The 22,605-nt window shown below is 66.2% G+C and carries 17 protein-coding genes; 9 read left to right on the forward strand and 8 right to left on the reverse strand.

From position 1 onward, the window contains the following. The first annotated feature begins 262 nt into the window (after positions 1–262). The 6 genes from glk (at position 263) to VFG40_RS04950 (ending at position 12,243) form a co-directional block, all read left to right on the forward strand. Positions 263–1,321 carry a glucokinase gene (gene glk / locus VFG40_RS04925; RefSeq protein WP_324895502.1) on the forward strand — a complete coding sequence of 353 codons (1,059 nt, stop codon included), beginning with the start codon at positions 263–265 and terminating at the stop codon, positions 1,319–1,321. Between the two features lie 153 nt (positions 1,322–1,474). After that, positions 1,475–4,165, forward strand: a complete 2,691-nt coding sequence (locus VFG40_RS04930) for a TonB-dependent receptor (protein ID WP_324895504.1) — start codon at positions 1,475–1,477, stop codon at positions 4,163–4,165. Positions 4,166–4,323: 158 nt separating this feature from the next. After that, entirely contained in the window at positions 4,324–6,666 is a 2,343-nt protein-coding gene (locus tag VFG40_RS04935; RefSeq protein ID WP_324895506.1) for a beta-N-acetylhexosaminidase, read from the forward strand. Positions 6,667–6,855: 189 nt separating this feature from the next. After that, positions 6,856–7,956, forward strand: coding sequence for an acyltransferase family protein (locus VFG40_RS04940; protein WP_324895507.1), 1,101 nt, complete (start codon positions 6,856–6,858; stop codon positions 7,954–7,956). 67 nt (positions 7,957–8,023) lie between these two features. After that, entirely contained in the window at positions 8,024–9,784 is a 1,761-nt protein-coding gene (locus VFG40_RS04945) for an alkaline phosphatase (protein WP_324895510.1), read from the forward strand. Positions 9,785–11,148: 1,364 nt separating this feature from the next. Further along, positions 11,149–12,243 carry a glycerophosphodiester phosphodiesterase gene (locus tag VFG40_RS04950; protein WP_324895512.1) on the forward strand — a complete coding sequence of 365 codons (1,095 nt, stop codon included), beginning with the start codon at positions 11,149–11,151 and terminating at the stop codon, positions 12,241–12,243. A 92-nt stretch (positions 12,244–12,335) separates the two neighbouring features. Here the strand turns inward: VFG40_RS04950 and VFG40_RS04955 are convergent, their stop codons facing one another. Continuing rightward, a complete protein-coding gene (locus tag VFG40_RS04955; protein ID WP_414649248.1) occupies positions 12,336–15,293 on the reverse strand; it encodes a TonB-dependent receptor in 2,958 nt (985 codons plus the stop codon). A 512-nt stretch (positions 15,294–15,805) separates the two neighbouring features. Here VFG40_RS04955 and VFG40_RS04960 point away from each other — a divergent pair. The 3 genes from VFG40_RS04960 to VFG40_RS04970 all read left to right on the forward strand — a co-directional run bounded on the left by VFG40_RS04960 (position 15,806) and on the right by VFG40_RS04970 (position 17,827). Continuing rightward, positions 15,806–16,243, forward strand: coding sequence for a hypothetical protein (locus VFG40_RS04960; protein WP_324895516.1), 438 nt, complete (start codon positions 15,806–15,808; stop codon positions 16,241–16,243). A gap of 67 nt (positions 16,244–16,310) precedes the next feature. Beyond that, the gene (locus tag VFG40_RS04965) at positions 16,311–16,706 is read left to right on the forward strand and encodes a GFA family protein (protein WP_324895518.1); all 396 of its coding nucleotides are present in this window, start codon (positions 16,311–16,313) and stop codon (positions 16,704–16,706) included. Positions 16,707–17,083: 377 nt separating this feature from the next. Next, the gene (locus VFG40_RS04970) at positions 17,084–17,827 is read left to right on the forward strand and encodes a lysoplasmalogenase (protein ID WP_324895520.1); all 744 of its coding nucleotides are present in this window, start codon (positions 17,084–17,086) and stop codon (positions 17,825–17,827) included. 137 nt (positions 17,828–17,964) lie between these two features. On the opposite strand, the gene VFG40_RS04975 is transcribed toward VFG40_RS04970, so the two are convergent. The 7 genes from VFG40_RS04975 to VFG40_RS05005 all read right to left on the reverse strand — a co-directional run bounded on the left by VFG40_RS04975 (position 17,965) and on the right by VFG40_RS05005 (position 22,455). After that, the gene (locus tag VFG40_RS04975; protein WP_324895522.1) at positions 17,965–18,465 is read right to left on the reverse strand and encodes a hypothetical protein; all 501 of its coding nucleotides are present in this window, start codon (positions 18,463–18,465) and stop codon (positions 17,965–17,967) included. Positions 18,466–19,222: 757 nt separating this feature from the next. After that, entirely contained in the window at positions 19,223–19,522 is a 300-nt protein-coding gene (locus VFG40_RS04980) for a hypothetical protein (protein ID WP_324895524.1), read from the reverse strand. A gap of 63 nt (positions 19,523–19,585) precedes the next feature. Beyond that, positions 19,586–19,981: a hypothetical protein gene (locus VFG40_RS04985; RefSeq protein WP_324895526.1), complete on the reverse strand. Its 396-nt coding sequence runs from the start codon at positions 19,979–19,981 to the stop codon at positions 19,586–19,588. Positions 19,982–20,703: 722 nt separating this feature from the next. Beyond that, positions 20,704–21,066 carry a hypothetical protein gene (locus tag VFG40_RS04990; protein ID WP_324895527.1) on the reverse strand — a complete coding sequence of 121 codons (363 nt, stop codon included), beginning with the start codon at positions 21,064–21,066 and terminating at the stop codon, positions 20,704–20,706. A 64-nt stretch (positions 21,067–21,130) separates the two neighbouring features. Continuing rightward, complete coding sequence (locus VFG40_RS04995; protein WP_324895529.1) at positions 21,131–21,451, reverse strand: hypothetical protein; 321 nt, start codon at positions 21,449–21,451, stop codon at positions 21,131–21,133. Positions 21,452–21,510: 59 nt separating this feature from the next. Further along, a complete protein-coding gene (locus VFG40_RS05000; protein ID WP_324895531.1) occupies positions 21,511–21,924 on the reverse strand; it encodes a hypothetical protein in 414 nt (137 codons plus the stop codon). A gap of 90 nt (positions 21,925–22,014) precedes the next feature. After that, positions 22,015–22,455, reverse strand: a complete 441-nt coding sequence (locus VFG40_RS05005; protein ID WP_324895533.1) for a hypothetical protein — start codon at positions 22,453–22,455, stop codon at positions 22,015–22,017. Between the last annotated feature and the right edge of the window lie 150 nt (positions 22,456–22,605).

The following is a 22,605-nucleotide window of genomic DNA, read 5'->3' on the forward strand; positions in this document are numbered from 1 at the left end:
GATCGATATCGCGCTCGCCCTCGGCGCGGGTTCTGTCGCAGCGCGACATCGCCTGCGGCACCTTGCATCGTGCGGCCATGACCGCTTGCCGCAAGCGCTGACACGGGGTTGACCCGGTCTGCTCGGCCAGCCCCGGCAGCGACCCTGCTGCAGCGCGGAAAGCGCCGCGGCAGGACCCATGCAACGGATGGTTGACAACGTTGTCATCCGCTGGACACACTCCGCCGTCAAAGGGGCACCGCCGCCAGTGGGCGCGGTTGGCATGGGTGAAGGGGACAGCAGCGTGGTGGAAGTGGCCGGACTCAGCGCAGTGACAACGCCCGCGGCATCGCCGCGGCCGTTTCTCGCTGCCGACGTGGGCGGTACCCACGCGCGCATCGGACTGGTCAGTCGCGAGGCCGGCACTGCCCGTCCGGTCAACGTGCATGCCTACCAGCGCTATGCCTGTGCCGAGTGGCCCAGCCTCACTGCGGTGCTGGAAGACTTCGTGGCGCACGTCGCCCCCGCCGCGCCGATCGAGCAGTGTGCGGTGGCCAGCGCCGGCTACGTGCTGGGCGACGCGATCGTCAACGACAACCTGCCGTGGCCGGTGTCGATCCGCGAGATCCGCGAGCGGCTCGGGCTGGCGCAACTGGCGGTGATCAACGACTTCGAGGCGGTGGCCTACGCCACCCAGTTCCTGACCGGTGCCGACACCCTGGGCGTGATCGACAATGCCGCGCCGGCCGCGGCCGGGCCGGTGCTGGTGATGGGGCCCGGCACCGGGCTGGGCTCGGCGGTGCTGCTGCCGGGCGCGCACGGCCCGAGCGTGCTGGCGACCGAGGCGGGACAGATCGCGCTGGCGCCGGGCAACGAGCGCGAGATCGCGATCCTGCGCGTGCTGGCGCGCGAGCGCTCGCACGTGTCGTTCGAACACGCGCTGTCCGGCCCCGGGCTGATCAACCTGTATCGCGCACTGTGCGAATTGAACGGTCGCGTCCCCGCGCTGAGCCTGCCGGCGGAGGTCACGCGCAGCGCGTTGGATCGTTCCGATCCGGCCGCGGTGGAAGCGCTGGACGTGTTCTGCGGCCTGCTGGGCAGCTTCGTCGGCGACCTGGTGCTGCTGTACGGCGCGCGTGGCGGCGTGTTTCTGGCCGGCGGCATCCTGCCGCAGATCCGCGAGCTGCTGCTGAAAAGCACCTTTGCCGAGCGCTTCTTCAACAAGGGCGTGATGCGCGCCTACCTGCAGCAGGTGCCGGTGCGCCTGATGGAGCACGGCCAGCATGGCGTGATCGGCGCGGCGGGGCTGTACCTGGATGGCCATTCGGTGGCCGTGTCGTGACCCGCGCGCACGCCCGCAACGATTCGATGTTCCCGAAACGCAACACCCACGCAGCTGTTGTTCCACACCACCGGGCATCTGCCCAGCAACTTCACCGGTCGCGGTAGCACGACACAACATCCGTTGCCGACTTGCCTCTGAGGGGAGGACACCATGTCACATCGCAAGACACTGTTAGCCGCGAGCATCGTCGCCAGCCTGTGCTTCGCCGGCACACTGCAGGCGCAGAACGCCACCCAGGACAACGCACCGCGCCGGGAGAAGCCCAAGGAACTGGCGACCATCACCGTCACCGGCATCCGCGACAGCGAGGCCGAGTCGCTGGCGCTGAAGAAGGACGCCGCCTCGCACGTGGAGATCGTCACCGCCGAGGACATCGGCAAGCTGCCGGCCAAGAACGTGGCCGACACGTTGCAGCGCCTGCCGGGCGTCAACATCAGCTCGTCCAGCGCCAGCGAAGGCGGCTTCGACGAGAGCGACCGGGTGAGCCTGCGCGGCACCAACCCCAGCCTCACCCAGACGCTGGTCAACGGACACAACATCGGCACCGGCGACTGGTTCGTGCTGAGCCAGGTGCAGACCGTGGGCCGCAGCGTCAGCTACAGCCTGCTGCCGTCGGAGGTGGTCAGCCAGGTGGTGGTGCACAAGACGTCCGAGGCGAGCATCGTCGAGGGCGGCGCGGCCGGCTCGGTCGACATCATCACGCGCAAGCCGCTGGAGTTCGCCAAGACCTACACCGCCGAGGCGTCCATCGGCGGCGTCTACGCCGACCTGCCCGGCACCACCAAGCCGCAGTTCAGCGGCCTGTTCAACTACAAGAACGACGCCAACACCATGGGCATCCTGGTGCAGGGCTTCTATGAGAAGCGCAGCCTGCAGCGCAACGGCCAGGAGGTCGTGGGCGGCTACAACCCGACCACACTCGACGGCCAGACCGTTTACTACCCCAACGAGATCGGCTCGACGCTGTTCACCCAGACGCGTGAGCGCAAGGGTGGCGTGATCGACTTCGAGATCAAGCCGACCGACAACCTCACGCTCGACCTCAACGGCTTCTACTCCAAGCTGAAGGCCGACAACTTCAACCGCAACTACATGTTGTGGACCAGCAGCGCGCTGGGCGGCGGCGGCGTGCTGACCGCCAACTCGATCCAGAATGGTGTGGTCACTAGCGGTTCGGTCACCGGCGGCACCGGCTCGTACGGCGTGTACGACCAGATTTCCCGTCCGGGCGCGGCGTCGGAGTCGAAGTACCTGGCCCTGAGCGCCGACTGGCGGGTCACCGACCATCTGGGCCTGAAGGGCCAGATCGGCACCACCCGCGGCACCGGCTCCAGCCCGACCCAGGACGTCATCGAGCTCGGCACCAACGTCGGCGCCGGCGGCAGCTGGGACATCCGCGGCCTGGGCAAGCCGATCAACTGGACGATGGGCGGCGACAACAGCACGCCATCGGCGATCAACCCCTCGGCCGGCTGGATCTTCGGCGGCCAGGGCATCAAGGTGAAGGACAAGGAAGACTGGGCCCAGTTCGATGGCGAGCTCGACTTCGACGACGGCGCGCTGACCTCGCTGGAGTTCGGCGCCCGCTACGCCAAGCACGAGCGCGGCAACCCGTTCGAGGTGGCGCAGGGCCCGGCGGGCGACTGGACCAACCTGGCGAACTACCCGACCAGCTGGTCGAACTACCCGGGCGATTTCAACGGTTCGCTCGGCGGCAGCTTCCCGTCCAACATCTGGTACTACTCGCCCGGCCAGCTGGCTGACTTCGACTCGAAGTTCACCAATCGTGACCCGGTCGCACGGCTGTACTTCAACGACATCTACAAGGTGCAGGAGAAGGACTCCGCCGCCTACGTGCAGATGAACTTCCAGTCCGGCATCGTCAGCGGCAACGTCGGCGTGCGCTACGTCAAGACCAAGGAAAACATCGGCTACACCAGCACCGCGCCCGATGCCGAGGCCACCACGGTAAGCGGTCCGATCACTGGCTCGGCGTTCGGCACCTATTACTGGAACACCTACGAGCACAGCTACGACAAGTTCCTGCCCAGCGCGAACCTGAAGTTCGACATCAACGACGAATGGGTCGCGCGCTTCGCCGCCTCGCAGACGATGACTCGGCCGGACTACTCGGCGCTGGCCGGCTATGTCTCCGCCGACGACCTCACCCACACCGGCAGCGGTGGCAATCCCAAGCTGCGTCCGCTGATCTCGAGCAACTTCGACGCGGCGGTGGAGTGGTACTTCGCCCCGCGCGGCCTGCTGTCGGCCGGCGTCTATGCGATGAACCTGAAGGACTACGTCAACTTCGGCAACGAAGTGCGCACCTTCAAGGACATCCAGGCGAGCACCAACGCCGGCCAAGACGTCTTCGCCGACTACCTGATCAGCGTGCCGAAGAACACCAATGGCCAGGTGCGAGGGCTGGAGCTGAACTACATCCAGCCGATCGGTGAGAACTTCGGCGTGCAGGCGAACTACACCTACGCCGATGGTCACGCCACCGGCGACCAGCCGCTGCAGGGCACCTCGAAGAACACCTACAACGTGTCGGGCTACTTCGAGAACAAGCGCTTCAACGCCCGCATCAGCTACACCTACCGCTCGGAGTTCTACGCGGGCGTGAGTCGCACCGACAACTTCTACCAGCAGGGCATCGGCAACCTGGCGGCCTCGTTCGGCGTGCAGCTGACCGACTGGATGTCGCTGTCGGTGGACGCGATGAACCTCAACGATCCCAAGCTCCGCTACTACGTCAAGAGCGACGCGATCGGCAAGCTGCCCCACGCGACCTACGTCAACGGCCGCCAGTACTACGTGAACCTGCGCTTCAAGCTCTGACGCGTCTGTCGCGCCGCCGACTCGACCCCGGCGGCGCGGGCGGCACCGGCCATGGACGGCCACTTTTCCTCCCCGCGGGTCCGGAGATCGGGCCCGCTTTTTTTTGCGCGCGCATGGCAGCATCCACCGTGTACCCGCCCGCCGAACAGGAGACCCGCATGCGTTGTCGCCCCCCGCCGCTGATGCGGCTCGCCGCCTGCCTTGTCACGCTGACCCTGGCTGCCTGTGCTGCTGCGCCATCGACACCAGACGTGGCGGCCGCGGCACCGCGGGACCGGGCGCCGCTGTCGCTGATTCCGCAGGTGGCACAGCTTGAACCTCGCCCCGGCGCGTGGACGCCGCAGCACGCCACACCGCTGCAGTTCGCTGCGGGCGATGCCGGCGCAGACGCCGCCGCGCGCTGGCTGGCGACAGCCGTGCACGAAAGCCGCGGCCTCGGCTTCGTGGTGGCGGACACGTCTCCGGTCGATGGGCCGGCCATCCGCTTCGTGCGCGATGCGTCCGTCACCGCCGACGAGGGCTACCGGCTGGAGATCGACCCCCGCGGCGCGCAGATCCGCGCGCGCACCGATGCCGGCCTGTTCTACGGCGCGGTCACGCTGTGGCAGGTGATCACCTCGCGCCCGGCGGGCGCTCCGCTGCCTGCGCTGGCGATCAAAGACGCACCGCGCTTCGGCTGGCGCGGCCTGATGCTCGATTCGGTGCGTCACATGCAGACCACCGCCGAGATCCGCACGCTGATCGACCAGATGGCGCGGCACAAGCTCAACGTGCTGCACTGGCACCTGGTCGACGATCAGGGCTGGCGCATCCCGATCGCGCGCTATCCCCGGTTCACCCGTATCGGTGCCTGGCGCACGCCACCGCACGCCGGTCGCTACGGCGAGCCGCTGCGCTACGGCGGCTTCTACACCCGCGAGGACATCCGCGCGCTGGTGGCATACGCCGCGGCGCGGCACATCACCATCGTGCCGGAGATCGACCTGCCCGGGCACGCCACCGCGGCGGTCGCTTCGTACCCCCGCCTCGGCGTCACCGGCAAGCGCGTGGCGGTGTCGTCCGACTGGGGTGTGAACACCACGTTGTACGACCCGAGCCCGGCCACCATCACCATGATGGAGCAGGTGCTGGACGAGGTGATGGCGCTGTTCCCGTCGCGCTACATCCATCTGGGCGGCGACGAGGCGGTGAAGGACCAGTGGCAGGCGTCGAAGAAGGTCCAGAGGCAGATGCGCCGCCTCGGCCTGAAGGACGAAGAAGCCCTGCAAGGCTGGATGATGGGCCAGCTCGGCGACTACCTCGCCCGCCACGATCGCCGCATGATCGGCTGGGACGAGATCCTCGACGGCCACGTGCCGGCTACCGCCACCGTGATGTCGTGGCGCGGCAGCAAGGGCGCGGTGACCGCCGCCCGCAAGGGTCACGACGTGGTGCTGTCGCCCGCGCCGGACCTGTACTTCGACCAGCTGCAGAGCGCGCGCGCCGACGAGACCACCGGTCGCCTGCCGGTGAAATCGCTGGCAGACATCTACGCCTTCGAGCCGGTGCCCGCGGAGCTCACGCCGGGCGAGGCAAACCACGTGCTGGGTGCGCAGGCCAATGTGTGGACCGAGCACATGCCCAGCTTCGCGCACGTCGAACACGCGGTGTTCCCGCGCCTGGACGCGCTGGCCGAGGTCGACTGGACGCCGGTCGCCCGCCGCGACTGGAGCGACTTCCTGACCCGCCTGCCGACGCAGCTGGCGCGCTATCACGCTGCCGGCATCGGGTATGCCGACAGCGCCTTTGCGCCAGAAATCGCCATCGATGCCGACGCCGCGCTGGCCAGCGGAAAAGCCACCGTCACCCTGACCAACCAGGCCCGCCACGGCACGCTGTACTACACGCTCGACGGCAGCGAACCCACGGCGTCGTCGGCGCGCTACCACGCGCCGTTCGAGGTGCGCCTGCCGGTCACCGTGCGCGCCGCCGCGTTTGCGGCCGACGGCAGCGCACTGGCCGCAACGCGCTCGCGCCGGTTCGATCGCGCCGCGCTGCTCACGCGCCAGGGCAGCGAGCTGGTCAACTGCCCCGGTAGCGGCTTTCGCCTGCGCGTGCAGCCCGAAGCCGATGCCATCGCGCTGGCGCCGGTGTACACGCTGCCGTTGTTCAACAGCTGCCAGCAATGGCCGGCCGCACCGCTGGACGGCATCACCGCCTTGCGTGTGACGCTGCAGCGGCTGCCCAACAACTACGCCCTCGCACACGAGGCAAAACTGGTCGTGCAACACCCGCGTGCCACGCCGTTCGGCGAGTTGGTGGCGCACGTGGATAGCTGCGAGGGGCCCGTGGTGGCGCGCTGGACGCTGCCCGATCCGGCCCACGCGCCGCGCTCACAGGCATTCCACGCCGGTATCGTGCCGATCACCGGCCGCCACGATCTGTGCTTCGTCATCACCGCGCCCACCAAGGGGCCGTTGCATGCGTTCGACCGGGTCGAGCTGGGGGAGGGCATGCCGTGAGGCTGGCGCGGGTGCTCGACGATGCGGCGGATGCGGGCCTGCCCGCGACAGTCGCCGGGGGATCCCGGCCGCGACCGGAACGTCGGCGCAGGAGGCCGCTGTGACGCGAGCCGCGCCTGCGTCCCGCACCGTCGTTGCCGTCCGACCGGCGCACGCCGGGCCGCCGCATCACCGAGCCGGATCGCGCGCATGACCACCGGCCGTGCCATCCATCCAATCGACCGGCCTCCGTTCCCGCGCCTCGCCTCGGTCGATGCGCTGCGCGGGCTCACCGTGGCGGCGATGCTGCTGGTCAACGACCCGGGCGACTGGGGCCACGTTTACTGGCCGCTGGAGCACGCCCGCTGGAACGGCTGCACGCCGACCGACCTGATCTTTCCGTTCTTCCTGTTCGTCGTCGGCGTGTCGATTGCACTCGCGCTCGGTCCGAAGCGTGAGCGCGGGGCCGCCCGGGCGCCGCTGTGGCGCGGGGCGATGGTCCGGGCGCTGCGCATTCTTGTGCTCGGCCTGGCGATCAACCTGCTCGCCGCCTGGCTGATGCCCGGCGCGCACCTGCGGTTGCCGGGCGTGCTGCAGCGGATCGCGCTGTGCTTCGCCCTCGCGGCGACCTGCGCGCTGTATCTGCGTCCGCGCAGCCAGCTGGCGCTGATCGTGGCGAGCCTGGTCGGCTATGCGTGGCTGCTGCACCGGGGTGGCATGCTGCCGTGGGAGAACCTGATCAGCCGCAGCGACAGCGCCGTGTTCGGCCGCTTCGTCTACCAGACCGACCCGGCCACCGGCCGCGGCCACGATCCGGAAGGCCTGCTCGGCACGCTGCCGGCCCTGGCCACCACGCTGCTGGGGCTGGCAGCGGGCCGCTGGCTGCGCGGCGGACGCGCGCACTGGCTGTGGCCGGCCGGGGTGATCCTGCTGCTGGCCGGCGGCGCGTGGTCGCTGGTGCTGCCGTTCAACAAGAACCTGTGGACGCCGTCGTTCGTGCTGTGGACTGCCGGCTGGGCCACGCTGGCGCTGGCCGCGTGCCACGTGCTGGTCGACGGGCGCGGCTGGCCGGCGATCGGCCGGCGCTTCGGCGTCAACGCCATTGCCGCGTACGCCGGCTCCGAGCTGATGCAGATCGTGCTGCCGTCGACGGGGCTGCAGCAGCGGCTGTACGACGAGGGGCTGGCGCGGGCGCTGGTTCCGCTGGTCGGCCCGTACGGGGCGTCGCTGGCGTGGGCGCTCGGCTTCGTCGCGCTGTGGTGGCTGATCGTGTGGGCGATGGATCGACGCGCGATCTACCTCAAGCTCTGACGCTGGCGGCCGGATTTGCGCTCGCTCGCTATCATCGACGACCCCACCCGTTCCCGAGGAGTCGACGATGAACCGTTTGCCGCCCGTGCTGTGCCGCGCGCTGTGCTGCGCCGGCAGCGCCGTGCTGCTGGCCGGCTGCGCCGGTGCCGCCACCGTGCCCGCTGCCGCCACGCCGCACGCGGACGCCGCCGCGACCATTGAGGTGCCGGCGATCGCGCGCCCGGCCGGCGAAACACCCGCGTGGTGGTTCCGCGCCGGCGCGGCACAGGCCGCCGCGGCCAGCGCCCAGGCCCATGCCGGCGGCCAGCGCGCGAAGAACGTCATCGTGTTCCTCGGCGACGGCATGAGCCTGCCGACGATCGCCGCCGCCCACGTGCTCGCCGGCCAGCGCGCCGGTGTCGACGGCGAAAGCTACCGGCTGAGCTTCGAGCAGTTTCCCTTCAGCGCACTCAGCCGCACCTACGAGACCGACCAGCAGACGCCGGACTCGGCCGGCACCATGACCGCGATCATGACCGGCGTGAAGACGCGCGCCGGTTTCATCGGCGTATCGCAGCAGCCGCGCCGCCAGGACTGCGCCGGCAGCCGCGGCCAGGAGCTGGTGACCGCGCTGGAGCTGGCCGCCGCGTCGGGCATGGCCACCGGCGCGGTGAGCACCGCGCGGATCACCCACGCCACCCCGGCGGCCACCTACGGCCACCTGCCCGAGCGCAACTGGGAGGTCGACGCCGAGCTCACCGCCGACGCCAGGGCGCAGGGGTGCAAGGACTTCGCCGCGCAGCTGGTGGACTTCCCGGGCGCGGGGCTGACCGTGGCGATGGGCGGCGGCCGTACCGAATTCCTGCCCGCCGGTGCGGTCGATCCGGAGTACACCACCGCGGTCGGACGCCGGCTCGACGGGCGCAACCTCGTTGCCGAATGGTCGGCCAGACACCCGCAGGGACGCTACGTGTGGAACCAGCGCCAGCTCGACGCGCTGAACCTGGCGCACACGCCGCAGCTGCTGGGCCTGTTCGAGCCCTCGCACATGAACTACGAGCACGAGCGTCCGCACGATGCGGCGGGCGAGCCGAGCCTGGCGCAGATGACCACCGCCGCGATCGACGTGCTCAAGCAGAACCCGAACGGGTTCTTCCTGATGGTCGAGGGCGGCCGCATCGATCACGCGCTGCACGCCGGCAATGCGTACCGCGCACTGGACGAAACCATCGCCTTGGCCGAGGCGGTGAAGGCGGCGCAGGCCGCCACCAACCCGGCCGACACGCTGATCGTGGTCACCGCCGACCACAGCCACACGATGACCTTCGCCGGCTACCCGCGCCGCGGCAATCCCATCCTGGGCAAGGTGCACGGCGCCACCAGCAGTTACGACGAGGAGAGCGCACCGGGGCTGGCCACCGACGCCACCGGGCTGCCGTACACCACGCTCGGCTTCGCCAGCGGCCCCGGCTACATCGGCGCCAGCGACCGCCAGGCCGAGGGCCCCAAGCACTACCCGCACACGCCCAACCAGATCAGCCCTGCCACCCAGGGACGCCCCGACCTCACGGCCGTGGACACCACCGATCCCGATTACCTGCAGGAAGCCACCGTGCCGCTGAAGTCCGAGACGCACGGCGGCGAGGACGTGGCGATCTTCGCCACCGGACCGGGCGCGGCGGCCTTCCATGGCGAGCTGGAGCAGAACGCGATCTTCCATGTCATCGTGCAGCACACCCCGCGACTGCGCACCGAGCTGTGCCGCCTCGGCAGCTGCAACGCCGCCGGCGTGCCGGTCGACCGTCCGCTGTATTCGCGCTGGCTGCAGCAGGAAGGCGGGGGCAGGTAAGCGCCGGCCGAACCGCGCGCGATGGTGCGACTGGCTCGCAGCGGGGCGCGCGCGGTTCGAACTCATCGCGGGCACCTGGTTCGAGGGCAGGCCCGCTTCCCGCCGGGGGGACAGCTCATCCCCCGACCCAGCGCGTTTTTGCCGTGAGACCTGCATGAGGGTATTTCCGCTTCCGCAGGGATGATGGCCGCGGAGTGTGCGGGTGCGGCGAAGCCTGCCTCCCCTCGACGTCATTCCCGCGCACGCGGGAAGCAACGCTGCTCTTCACGTCCGATCCCGCGGCTGCCGTCGGCCCGCAGTGGATACCCGCTTTCGCGGAAATGGCGGCCGGGGAATGTGCGGTGCGACGGAGCCTGCCGCGCCTCGACGCCATTCCCGCACGAGGGAGTAGTCCATGCTGCTCTTCACGCCCGATGCCGCGACTGCCGCCGGTCCGCAGTGGATTCCCGCTTTCGCGGGAATGACGGCCGGGGAGTATGCGGATGCGACGCGGCCTGGCGCGCTTCGACGTCATTCCCGCGCCTGCGGGAATCCATGCTGCTCTTCCACGCCCGATGCCGCGGCTGCCGCCGGCCCGCAGTGGACTGCCACTTTCGCGGGAATGACGGCCGAAGAGTGTGTGGGCGCGGCGAAGCCTGGCGCGCCTCGCGTCACTCCCGCACGCGGGCGTAGTCCATGCTGCTCTTCACGCCCGATGCCGCGGTTGCCGCCGGCCCGCAGTGGATTTTCGCCTTCGCGGGAATGACGGCTGGGGAGTATGTGGATGTGGCGGGGCCTGGCGCGCCCCAACGTCATTCCAGCGCGCGGGAATCCATGCTGCTCTTCCACGCCCGATCCCGCGGCTGCCGCCGGCCCGCAGTGGATTCCCGCTTTCGCGGGAATGACGGCCAGGCCGTGTGCGGGTGCGGTGGAGCCTGGCGCGTCTCGACGTCATTCCCGCGCATGAGGGAATCCATGGTGCTCTTCACGATGCTGCTCTTCACGCCCGATCCCGCGGCTGTCGTCGGCCCGCAGTGGGTTCCCGCTTTCGCGGGAATGACGTCCATGGAATGTGCCGGTGCGGCGGCGCTTGGCGCCCCTCGACGTCATTCCCGCGCACGCGGGAATCCATGTTGCTCTTAGCGCCTCGCCCTTGTGCCGCCGGCCTCGACCCCTCTGCACCCTCGTGCGGGGACCGACGACCGACTGCCGCGCCCTCTCCCGACCGGGAGAGGGCCAGGATGAGGGGAGCAATGGAGCGAAGAGCGGGCTCACGTGCCGCGATCGGCCTGCAACCGTGCCCGCGTAGCACCGCTGGCGTCCCCTTGGCCGAAATCGTCCGCGCGTCGCCTAAGCTGTCTCACCTTCCTGCTCGGATGCTGCCGATGACATCGACGTTGCATGCCGCCGCGACACCACTCGCCGCGACGGTGCGGGTGATCGGCCACCGTGGTGCCAGTGCGCTGCGGCCCGAGCACACGCTGGCCGCTTACGCCAAGGCCATTGCCGACGGTGCCGACGTGATCGAGCCGGATCTGGTGATGACCCGCGACGGCGTGATGGTGGCGCGCCACGAGAACGAAATCGGCAGCACCACCGACGTCGCCAGCCACCGCGAATTCGCCGCGCGCGAGGTCACCCGCGTGATCGACGGCCAGCGCATCACCGGCTGGTTCACCGAAGACTTCACCCTGGCCGAGCTGAAGACCCTGCGCGCGCGCGAGCGGCTGCCCGAGCTGCGCGGCACCGCGTATGACGGCCAGTTCCAGATCGTCACGCTGGAGGAGATCATCGACTTCGTCGCCGCCGAATCGGCCGCGCGCGGGCGGGTGATCGGGCTGATCCCGGAAATCAAGCACGGCAGCTGGTTCCGGCACCTCGGCCTGCCGATGGAAGACGCGCTGCTCGCCACCCTGGCCACCCATGCGTACACGCGCACCGCGCCGGTGGAAATCCAGTCGTTCGAGATCGGCAACCTCAAGTACCTGCGCGACAGGCACAGTGGTGCCCGCACGGACGGCGCGCACTCGAACGTCACGCGCTCGAACATCGCGCATTCGAACATCACGCTGCTGCAGCTGATCGACGAGCCGGCAATGCATCCGGGCGACGTGCTGGCCGCCGGCGGCTCGCTCACCTACGCGCAGATGACCACCCCGGCCGGACTCGCGGCGATCGCCCGCTATGCCGATGCGATCGGCCCCGACTTCCGCGCGATCATTCCCTACACCGCCGACGGCCACCTCGGCACGGCCACGCCCCTGGTGCGCGACGCGCATGCGGTCGGGCTCGAGGTGCACCCGTACACGTTCCGCCCGGAGAACGCCTACCTGGCAAAGGAGTTCTGGCAGGGCACAGACCCGCGCGCCTTCAACGAGGCCGGGCTGGTGGCGCAGATCCGCCTGTATCTGGACACCGGCATCGATGCGTTCTTCACCGACCACCCCGCCGCAGGCCGGCGCGCGCTCGCAGGCAGGTGAGCGATAGCGGGTAAAAAAAAACGCCACCCGTTGCCGGGTGGCGTCGTTGCCTCAGGTGGAGGCCGGGCGAACCCGGCCCCGGTCACGCACGATTAGAAATCGTACGAGACGCTCAGGCGGGCGTAGCGCGGGGATTCAAAGAAGATCCCCTGGTTGTACGTGTTGGAGACGGTGTACGGGGCCTCCTCGAACGTCGTGTCGGACTGCAGCGCCTTGGTCTCGTTCAGCACGTTGAACACGTCCAGCCCGAACGCCAGCTTGTGGTCGGCGAACGACGGACGGTACTCCACGCCCAGGTCGAGCTTCTTGGTCCACGGGTTGGTACCCGCAGCGCCCGGAGCCGACGGCGAACCGGCGCACCAGTGGTAGTTGGAGCCGTAGCTGACCGGGTTGGACTCGTCGGTGCCGTAGTAGCCCAGGCAGCTCTTGGGCGAGCCGGACTGCACGCGCACCGCGCCGGAGAACATCCATTCCGGGTTCAGCTGGTAGCTGCCGCGGATCTTCAGCTGGTGGCGACGGTCGTTGGCCAGCAGGCCGTACGAATTCTCCATCAGCGAGGCGGCATCCCAGTCCTGCGTCTTGGAGACGTCGTCCTGGCCAATGTCCGACTTCACCTGGCCTTCCGTGTTGCCGTAGCTGCGCGAGAAGGTGTAATCCACGCGTGCCTGCCACTTGCCGTCGAACGGATGCTCCAGGTACAGGTCAAGCGCGTAGTACTTGCGCTTGGCGCCTTCGCTGAAGCCCCAGTCTTCCTTCGACATGCGGATCAGCTCGGAGCCCGAGCCGTCGGCGTAGTTCACCTTGAAGGTGTTGGTCTCGCCCGGGTTGAAGATGTAGCAACCGCGGAAGTCCAGCGTGCTGGAGTCGATCCCCGAAGCGTCGGCCTTGTCGGCCAGGCGCTGGATGTCGCACACGTCGTCGATCGCGGTCTGCAGCTGGCGGTAGGTTGCCTTGGCACCGGCCACCCACTCGCTGCCCAGCGCCTTGTCGAAGCCGACCATCACTTCGTCCTGGTACTGCGACTTCAGGTTGGTGGCGGCCACCGTCTGCGGATCCGGCGCGATGCCGTACTCGTTGTTGGACGACACCGGGCCCGGGCCGATGCTGGTGAGGCCGGTCGGGTTGCCGCTGGCATCGATACCGGAGTAGGTGAAGTACTCATCGGTGAAGGTCGAAGCCGAGGCACCGCGGATCGCCACGCTGGCGGGCAGCGCCAGGTAGTAGCGGCCGAGGTTGCCGTACACCTTCAGCGAGGAGTCGCCGAACACGTCCCAGCTCACGCCCAGACGCGGCGCCCACTGGTTCTTGTTGTCGACGTAGGCCTTGCCCTGGTTGTTGTAGTTGGTGAACTCGTCGTCGCGCAGGCCGAGGTTCAGCACCACGTTGTTGCTGACCTGCCAGCTGTCTTCGACGTAGTACGCCTTCTGCGTTACCGACATGCTGGTGATGTTGTCCAGGATGTAACGGTCGACGTAATAGCCGTCACCGCCCGGTGCGCCCACGCCCTGGTTCGGGTCGAGCGCCTCGTTCGGCGAATTGGTCTTGCCGTAGATCCAGGCGTAGCCCGGACCGGTCATGCCCTGGCCCTCATTGGACGAGGCGTAGTACATGTTGTCGATACCGGCCGACAGCGTGTGATCGCCCAGACGGTATTCCAGATCCGCACGCAGGCCGCGGGTCTTGTTCTTGGCGTTCGGGTCCTTCGCGTACAGCGCGGTCTGGCTGTTGCGGATCGGCGTGCCGCCGGTGAAGGCCGGGTTCTGGTTGTACGACGCGTACAGGTACGGCTGGTCGCTCGCACCCGGCACCGCCGAGTAGTCCTCGTTCTTGCTCACGCCATACTGCGCGCTGAAGGTGAGGTCGTCGGTGATGTAGCTGGTGTACTTGCCGATGTAGTAGCGCGACGACATCTTCGTCGAGGTGTCGTTGCCGAAGAAATTGCCGGTCTGCGCGTTGTCGTAGTTGTACCGGTACAGCTGGCCGGCGTACTCATCCTTGTTGTCGATCGCGGTCAACTCGAGGATGTTGTTGTCGTTGATGTTCCAGTCGAGCTTGCCGTAGAACTTCGGACGGCTGTACTGGTAGTACAGGTTGTTCGGGTTGGACGACTGGATCGACGAGGTCGACTTGCCTTCTTCCTTGTTGGCCTCGGCGGCCAGGAAGATGAACAGCTTGTCCTTGATCAGCGGACCACCGACGTAGGCGCTGTAGGTGGTCTCCCAGCTGCCGTCGCCCTTGCGCGCGCGGTACAGCGTGCCCGGCAGCGTGTCGTCCTGGTAGGTGTAGCCGGCCGGCAGCTGCTGGTTGGGGAAGTACACGTAGCTCGGATCAGCCGCGAGGTACTTCGGCGACCACTGCACCTGCGCACCGAAGTGCCACTCGTTGGTGCCGCGCTTGCCGACCTGGTTGATCACGCCGCCATCGGAGCGACCGTACTTGGCGCTGTAGCCGCCGGTGAGCACCTGCTGCTGGTCGATCGCGCCGTACGGCAGGCCCACGCCACCGGTCGCATTGAGCGGGTTGGTCGTGTTGTAGCCGTTGATGTAGTAAGCGTTTTCGCTGACGCCCGCACCACCGAAAGAGACGGCGTTGTTGAAGTAGCCGCTGCCGGCCACGGTGCCCGGGGCGAGCAGGGCGATCGACTCGGCGCTGCGGTTCAGCGGCAGGCGCGCGAGGTCCTGCGAGGTGATGACGGTGCGCGAATCGACCGAGGTAACGTCGATCGAGGGCAGCGCGCTGGCCGACACCGAGATCGCGTCCAGGTCCTGTGCGTTGGCCGGGGCCGCGCCCAGGTCGACTTCGATACCGCCACCGACGCGCAGGAACACGTTGTCACGCGAATCCACCGGCTGGCCGCCATTGAGCAGCGTGACGGTGTAGCTGCCCACCGGCAGCGAGCTTGCCGAGTAACGACCGGAGGCGTCGACTTGCACTTCGCGGGTCAGGCCCGACGTGCTCTGGATCTTCACCGTCTGACCCGCACCATTGGGCACCTGGCCGAAGATGGCACCGGTGGTGGACTGGCCAAATGCTGCTCCGGCCAGACTCATGCCCACGGCCAACGCCAACGCCGAGCGGCGATTAAACAAGATGTGCTTCATTGTTATTTGAACTCCAAAAACAGCGACAGCCGTGGCCAGCGCAGATGCGCTTTCCAGTTTGGCTTGGAGACAGCACGCGGCTCTCGGGGAAAGAACCTGCCGTGCAACGGCATCGTCTAGCTTGGGGGATCGACGATGTAATCCCGACGTTAAGCGAAGCGGTGCCTAAAACGCAACCAACCTCTTGCACTGTTGCCGCTAGCGCCTTGATGCCGCTTGATTATCTGTGCCACTCAGAGGTGGCCGCCGCCCCGTTTTCAAACGCCAGGAGCGCGGCTGCAGCGCGCGCCAACGGGGCTCGATCCCTTGACCATGGTGCTTCGGCACCGCCGTCGCCGCAGCCAGCCCGTGGTCCGGGCGCGGCGGTCCGCTCGGCTCGTTGACGCGAAGGCGGGTCGAGCGCATGTTGCGCCGGGGCGTCGTGCACGCCGCCGCCCGTCACCAGCGAGGCACCCACCGCCATGCAAACCAAAGTGGCCGCAGGCACCATCGTCTTTGCGGTCTGCTTCGTCGGCTTCGCCTTGGTCATCCAGGTACTGCTGGATGACGCGGGGGTCGACGCACCTATCCCGGGCATGGTTGGCGCACATCTGATTGCCACGCCGCTGGCCTTGCTGGTCGGCAGGCGGGCCGGTCGGCTGTCCCACGGGTCGGTGGTGGTTGCCAGTGTCATCGTGACGGTGGCCGCCTGCGCCGCCGTGGTCCTCCTGCTGGATGCCGTCGCTGCGCCGGCAGGCTTCCGCGTCGGCTGGGGTCACCTGTTCGAGCCCATGCAGGCGGGCCGCACGATTTTCATCGTTGCGACGGCGCTGCTGGTCCCGCAGATCTGGCTCGGGTTGATCGGCCGGATCGCGCCCGGAGCCGTGACTAGGCGCTCGTCACTGGAGGGCGCGGCGTGACGGCCGGTTTCGTCGATAGCTCGCGGGCCCGCCACCACGGCGCCAGCGGGTCGGGCTGGCCGCGGCCGTGACCGAACGTCTTGCCTCCTGCAGTTGTGGAAAGCTCACTGCACGCACCCGCGGCGAGCCGGTACGCGTTTCGGTATGTCACTGCCTGGCATGCCAGCGGCGCTCCGGCAGCGCGTTCGCCGTCCAGGCCCGGTTTCCGGCCGAGGCGGTGGAGATCACGGGCGACAGCACCGCGTTCGCGCTTACCGGCGACGAAGGCACCACCGCGCGATTCCATTTTTGCCCCCGCTGCGGCGCCACCGTCTTCTACCGGATGGATGCCATGCCCGGCTTCGTTGCCATCCCCGTCGGCGCATTTGCCGACCCGGGCTTCCCCGCGCCGAGCGTCTGCGTCTATGCGACAAGGCAGCATCCGTGGCTGCGGCTTGCAGACGGGATCGAATCCATCGAGTGATGTGGCGCAGCGGCGCGGGAGCGGGCGGTACGGCGGGCGTTGCTGCTCCCCGAGGGTGTCCAGGTCGTGATTCACGGCGCGCGTGCGTCCGCACCGGCTGCTTACTGCCGCGCTGGCCATTGACGTCGGCGAGGTCACTTGCGCAGACGACACCAGGCTTGCGCTCAACGTCACCACCTTGTCAGCCAGCGCGACGTCGGCGTGCGCTTCGATGGCCCGGTTGCCAGTGATTCCCGTGGCATGCTCCAGGGCCTGCTCGTCAGCGCCGCGCACGCGAGCGCGCCGATAGCCAAGGTCGTTCCAGCCGTCATCACCGCGCGTGGCGACCCTGCGGCCGCCGCTATGATCGGCCCAATCAATCACCACCGGTTGCCGGCATGAACGCTGCTTCGCCCGCCACCACGCCGCGCCGCATCACTCCACTGCTAACCCCGGCCATCGCGCTCACGGCGGCCGGGGCCATTGTCGGCGCACTGTGGATGCAGGCCGACCCGTCCGGCCCCGGGCGCTGGCTGCACTGGTTCTGCAAGCCACTGGCCACCGTACTGGTCATCCTGCTCGCTGCGCGCGTCACCACACCGCTGTCCCCGCGCTACCGCCGCCGCATCCTCGCCGGGCTCGGCTTCGCGCTATGCGGTGACGTGCTGCTGATGCTGCCGGCCGACCTGTTCGTGCCGGGGCTGGCGATGTTCCTGCTCGGCCACCTGTGCTTCATCGCCGCGTGGCTCGCGGACAGCCGCTTCGGCGTGCGCCCGCTCGGCCTCGTTGCCTGCTGGCTCGCCGCCATCGCCCTGCTGACGGCACTGTGGTCCGGCCTCGCGCCCGCTTTGCGCATACCCGTCGTGACCTACGCGCTGACGCTCGCCACCATGACCGGACAGGCCATCGGCCGCGCCTGGCACCACGCCGCCGCACGTGACGCACTCGCCGTGCCCGCGCGTCGCGCCGCCCTCGGCGCCGTGCTCTTCATGGCCAGCGACAGCCTCATCGCCATCGACCGCTTCCACGCCGCACTACCGTTCGAATCACTGTGGATTCTCGGCAGCTACTACCCGGCGATCTGGCTGATCGCGCGGTCGGTTTCCTATCAAGGTGAGGCGGTGGAGACGATTCGCACCTAGTTGGCGAGCACTTGAGCGACCACTTGGCCGTGATCTCCTCAACGCCGGGGCCCAAGCGCTAGATACGTGAGCCTGACCGGATTAGCTGCTTTGAGGGGCAGTGCACTGGTTCGTCTCGAACGAGTTGTCCCGCATTGTCACGGCGATATCCAATGGCCCCAAAGCTTCGCCGCCTTGGTGTGAGTTCGGGCTCCGGCATATAGCTTCTCAATGAGTTGCTTTGACTCGTTCGGTGCGATTTCTTTGCCCCCTATAGATACAACAGGCTCGCCAACCAGCTTGAATTGTCCGGTTGAGAAGGGCTGGAATCGTTGTACGAATATGACCGACTGAGTCATCCCTTTTGCCTTGCCCTCAATAGTCAGCACGTCAACGTAGCGCCCGGACTCAAGCACTTGACCCTCCCGAGCGAAAACCCACTCGTCGAAGGAGCCTTCGTTTTCTCTGAGCGAAGCCTTCCCTCGAATAATTGCTCCTTCCTGTGTCTCTGCCTCGAAGCGAAGCAATTGCCGTTGCCCTGCCGTCTCAACGACCGCAAGGGGCACAAGATGCTCCCCTTTTGGAAGATCTGACACGCTCCAAGCGGCGTGCGCGAACACAAATCCAGCCAATATCAGAAGTGAGTCGGGAATGGCCATGTGGCTCCTGGTGCAACGTTTGAGTTGAGACAGGAAGGAACGGGGTCGGGCTTACTTCCCAGCACTAAATAAGTGAACCTGACCCCATGAACTGTTTTGCCAGAACAATCGCGACCGTCGATTGCGATGAGCTTGCCGGGCAAGTTGATGAGATGGGGCGCCAACTGCTGTGCGGTTGAGTCAAACTGCGATGGGCGAATGGGCATATATGGCTAACGCTGGAGTTAAGCGGCGCGCGGTACGCGCGTCCGCCTTGAACGAGTTGTTAGGCCTTACGCGAGTGACCCGGGGAACCATGCTGGCCTGGAGCTGTACTCGGGGTTCTCCGTGAGAAAGGTTGCGCTATAGGCCCTAGCAAAGTCCAGCCAAGCCTCAAAGCTAGGGAGCTCTTCGTAGTGGCGAAACCTCGCGTCTGGCTCCCACGGGTTCGTGACAACAACCTTGTTGCCCCCTGTATCAGCAGCAACGAAGTAGCACAGCAAGTCTCGTTGAACCGCCTGAGCGAAGGGCACTAAGCAATGCCCAAATACGGATGAGGACTCTTTGACCGCCCACGCCAAGTTACCAGCGAATATCCATGGCGGAAGCCCAGGGATGGCGACTACGTTAGGCGAGCACGCATCAGCAAAATGCCTATACGAAGCTGGGTATGTGAACCCCGCTGGTAATTCCGACTCTGCAAGGTAGTGATGGCTTTCCATGTGCCTAACGCTGGAGTTAAGCGGCGCGCGTCAGCGCGTCCGCCTTGAACGAGTTGTTAGCCCGCGGAGCTGCCATTGGCGAGCGACATGAGCTGCGCAGTTGTGTACTGAACGCTACCAGTTGCGAGCTGCTCGAGCACCTGCGGCAGCCATGCTAGGCCGGCACGACCGAGTTGATGGATTAGCTCTTGATGGTCAGCCGAGGTGCGAAAACTTTGGGGAGTGAAATCGTAGTAGAGCTCCGAAAACGAGCTGCCATACGTGACCTCGAAATGATGCTGACCCTGCTCGATGCGGTGAGCTAGCTCAAAGGTTTCGAAGCCGGGTGGGTTGTGAAGGATAGTGGTGCCTTTCATACGGCTAACGCCTGAATTAAGCCGAGCCGCGAAGCGGCTTCGGCTTGAATGAATTGTTAGCGCTCATTCCAGATCATCTGGCTCGTCGTCTGCGGGTATAGATGCTAGGAACTCGGCGAACGTCTCGTCGCCTCCGTCCAAGCGCACCGGCTCACAGAATTTTACGAAGTAAACTCTCGACTCTTGGTCGAAGCGCGACGCGTCAAAGCACGCAAGGTTGTCATGCCCATAGATACGCATGAAGGGAACTAAGGCGATGTTGGGAGACACCCGCCTGGCGTAGCCGACATAGCTCTCGACGTTAACTGTGTCCAGGATTGTCCAGCCGTAGTTGCGATCCCCTACATGGCTGACGCCACTCTCCGCAAACTCTCGGTAGCTCTGTGGGTAAGTAAAGCCAGGCGGTAGCAAGTGCTGCGGTAGGAAATAGGCCGGCACGTATTTGAAAGTCTGTCCCATGAGCGCTAACGCTGGAGTTAAGCGGCGCCAGTATGGCGTCCGCTTGGACGAATGGTTAGGGCCCACGCGGTTGGACTCGCTGGAGCTTGTCGCTTACGACCGTGTAACGTTGTTCAAGCTCTGGGCCAACTTGCCCAGGGCGACAATACCAAACGGTACCATTGACACAGCTAGGCAGTCGGGTGGCGTCGGCTGCCAGCTGTTCTAGGTCTTGTGGCGAATGCGGTTCCATCTCGTACTCGACCCCGGCTCCATGGGCTCTCACACGCATACGTGACAGCGGGTGAGGTCCCTCGTCGCCGCCTACGGTAGTGCTCATCCAAGCATCGTGCATGAGCCTGTTCCGGATCTCGATGAGGCTGATGAGCTCACGCCGCAACTGTCTTAGGACGGCTTTGTCTCCCGGAGTGATCTTCTCGCCCCAGTAGGCGTAGAACACCGAAAAGAACGAAGACATGATCGGGTACGCCGTGCGGTCAGCGAGCGCAGCTTCGATAAGAATTCGGGCGCGGCCGTTGGCGCCGAGAAGCTGAATAGTTGACGATTCGAGTGATCCAAGGATACCCGAAAAGGCAACAACAAAGTGCCCCAAAGCCACATAGGTGGTTCGATCGAGTACCGCCTGGGCTGTTGTCACATGATCCTCGCCGACTTCCTGTGGGCCCTAACGCTTGAGTTAAGTGGCGGCGCAGCCGTCCGCCTTGAACGAGATGTTAGACGGCTTACTTGCCATGATGAGCTGCCAGAATTATTGCCTTGAGCTCTGCGGTCGTGATGCGTTGTAACCGCTCGTATACGGGGCGAAACGAAGCATCATCGCCCCAACCCTCGCCCACAACACTGACGCCCTGGCCCTTTGGTGAGATGAAGAAGTAGCCGAACTGACCATTGATAACTTTGACAGGCACGACCACCGCTGACTTGCCATCCGAGCAGGCGTAGATGTTCCAAGTAGACGCGGCGAATTCCTGCTGTACGGGGCCAGCCTTACAGTCAAGCGAAGCCCCTGAGGAAGGGGCGGCAGCCCACACAAAAGGTGACGCAAACGCGAGAACAAGGCCGCCAATGTTTGCGAGTGAGTTCATCAGTCGAGCCGTCTAACACCAGAATTAAGCCGAGCCGCGAAGCGGCTTCGGCTTGAATGATTTGTTAGGGCTCATTGCCGGTGCCTCCTAGCTTGCGAGACCGGCGTAACGCAAGAGCCTCTTTGAGCGGAACATCAGGTTGCTTGCGCCAATTGTGCCGCTTGGCTGAAGCAACAGCAGATTCAACTGCTTCTGGGTCGGCAGGCGCGCTGCCGGACAAGGCAGAAAGCTCCTGATGTACCGCCTTGCGATGAGATTGATTGACCCATTGCTTCCGCTTGGCGATGGCGTCGCGGCCTCCCCACTGACTCTCGGCAACAACGTTACGCCGATCGTTCTCAAGGCTCAGTGCTTTCTTTTCCTGTGGAGTGCGTGGACGTTTCATATGAGCCCTAACACCTGAGTTAAGCCGCGCCGCGAAGCGGCGTCGGCTTGGACGAATTGTTAGCCCCCATGGACTTTTCTGCCACGCTCGTGGCCAAGCAGGAAGCCCCTTTCTTGCCAGCGCGCCTGGGTAAGCTCAACGACCCAGCTGGGCTCGGCAAACTTTAGATGCAGATCTGAGTCGTTGCAGAAACGATATTCTACCGCCGGCTCAGCGAGCTGTACCCACAGATCATCCCAGCCAAGCCGCCCAAGACCCCGCTCCTCTACGGAGTCGACGGCCGCGACCAGTTCGCCCAGCGCTATTTGCTCGTACTCCCACTTGGCCGTGGGGTAGTAGCCATTACCCCAAGCAAAGCCGAACAAGACCTGGCAGCTCGCAACGCCCCGAGAGGACAGCGCTTGCACGAGCCAAGAGAGCTCATCATCGAGCTCCTCGCGAGACAGCGGGCGCGTCAGCAACTCTCCAGACATGGGGCCTAACGTTCGACATGAGCGGCGGCTGGAAGCGGGCGAAGCCCGCTGGAAGACGTCCGCTCGATGGAGGGGTTAGGCGACGCTCGCCTATACATAGGAACGGTACCTTCCATTGACGATGCTCCACTGCCCGCGCTGACGCAATGACTCCATTGCCTTTTCGGTAGCTCGATGAACCGCCACTTCACTACCTCCAACCGAATCCCAGCCGAAGGCGCAAAGCGTAAGCGAGCAACCGCGATACGGGCGTGTGCCGCCCGCACTGACAAGCGAGTCAACGACCGCCTCACCAATGGTGTGCTGAATGCGGAGGCAGTATTCCGAATCGAATTCAACGGGCCAGGCGACCGAGAACTGCAGGGCCAGAGCATCAGCCGGAACAGCACTGAAGCTAACGAAGGCATAGCTAGACGGATGACCGCGCTGGCGAACAAATTCATGCTCGACTGTCACTTCGGCAATCAAGCGGAAGTAGTTGTGCGAGAGCTTTTGCTCCGACCAATTCGCAATGAGAACCTGCTCGTTCACGGCTGTGGCGCCTAACGCTTGAGTTAAGCGGCGCGCGGTACGCGCGTCCGCTTGAATGAGTGGTTAGGCCGGACCAGTGGCATCGGAGAAAGGCCTGAGGGACCCGATGGACGGTAGCGTCTTTGGAGCTTCGCCAGCAAGGCCATAAAC

The organism is Dyella sp. (genome assembly GCF_035685805.1).
In the GTDB taxonomy this organism is placed as follows: Bacteria; Pseudomonadota; Gammaproteobacteria; order Xanthomonadales; family Rhodanobacteraceae; genus Dyella_A.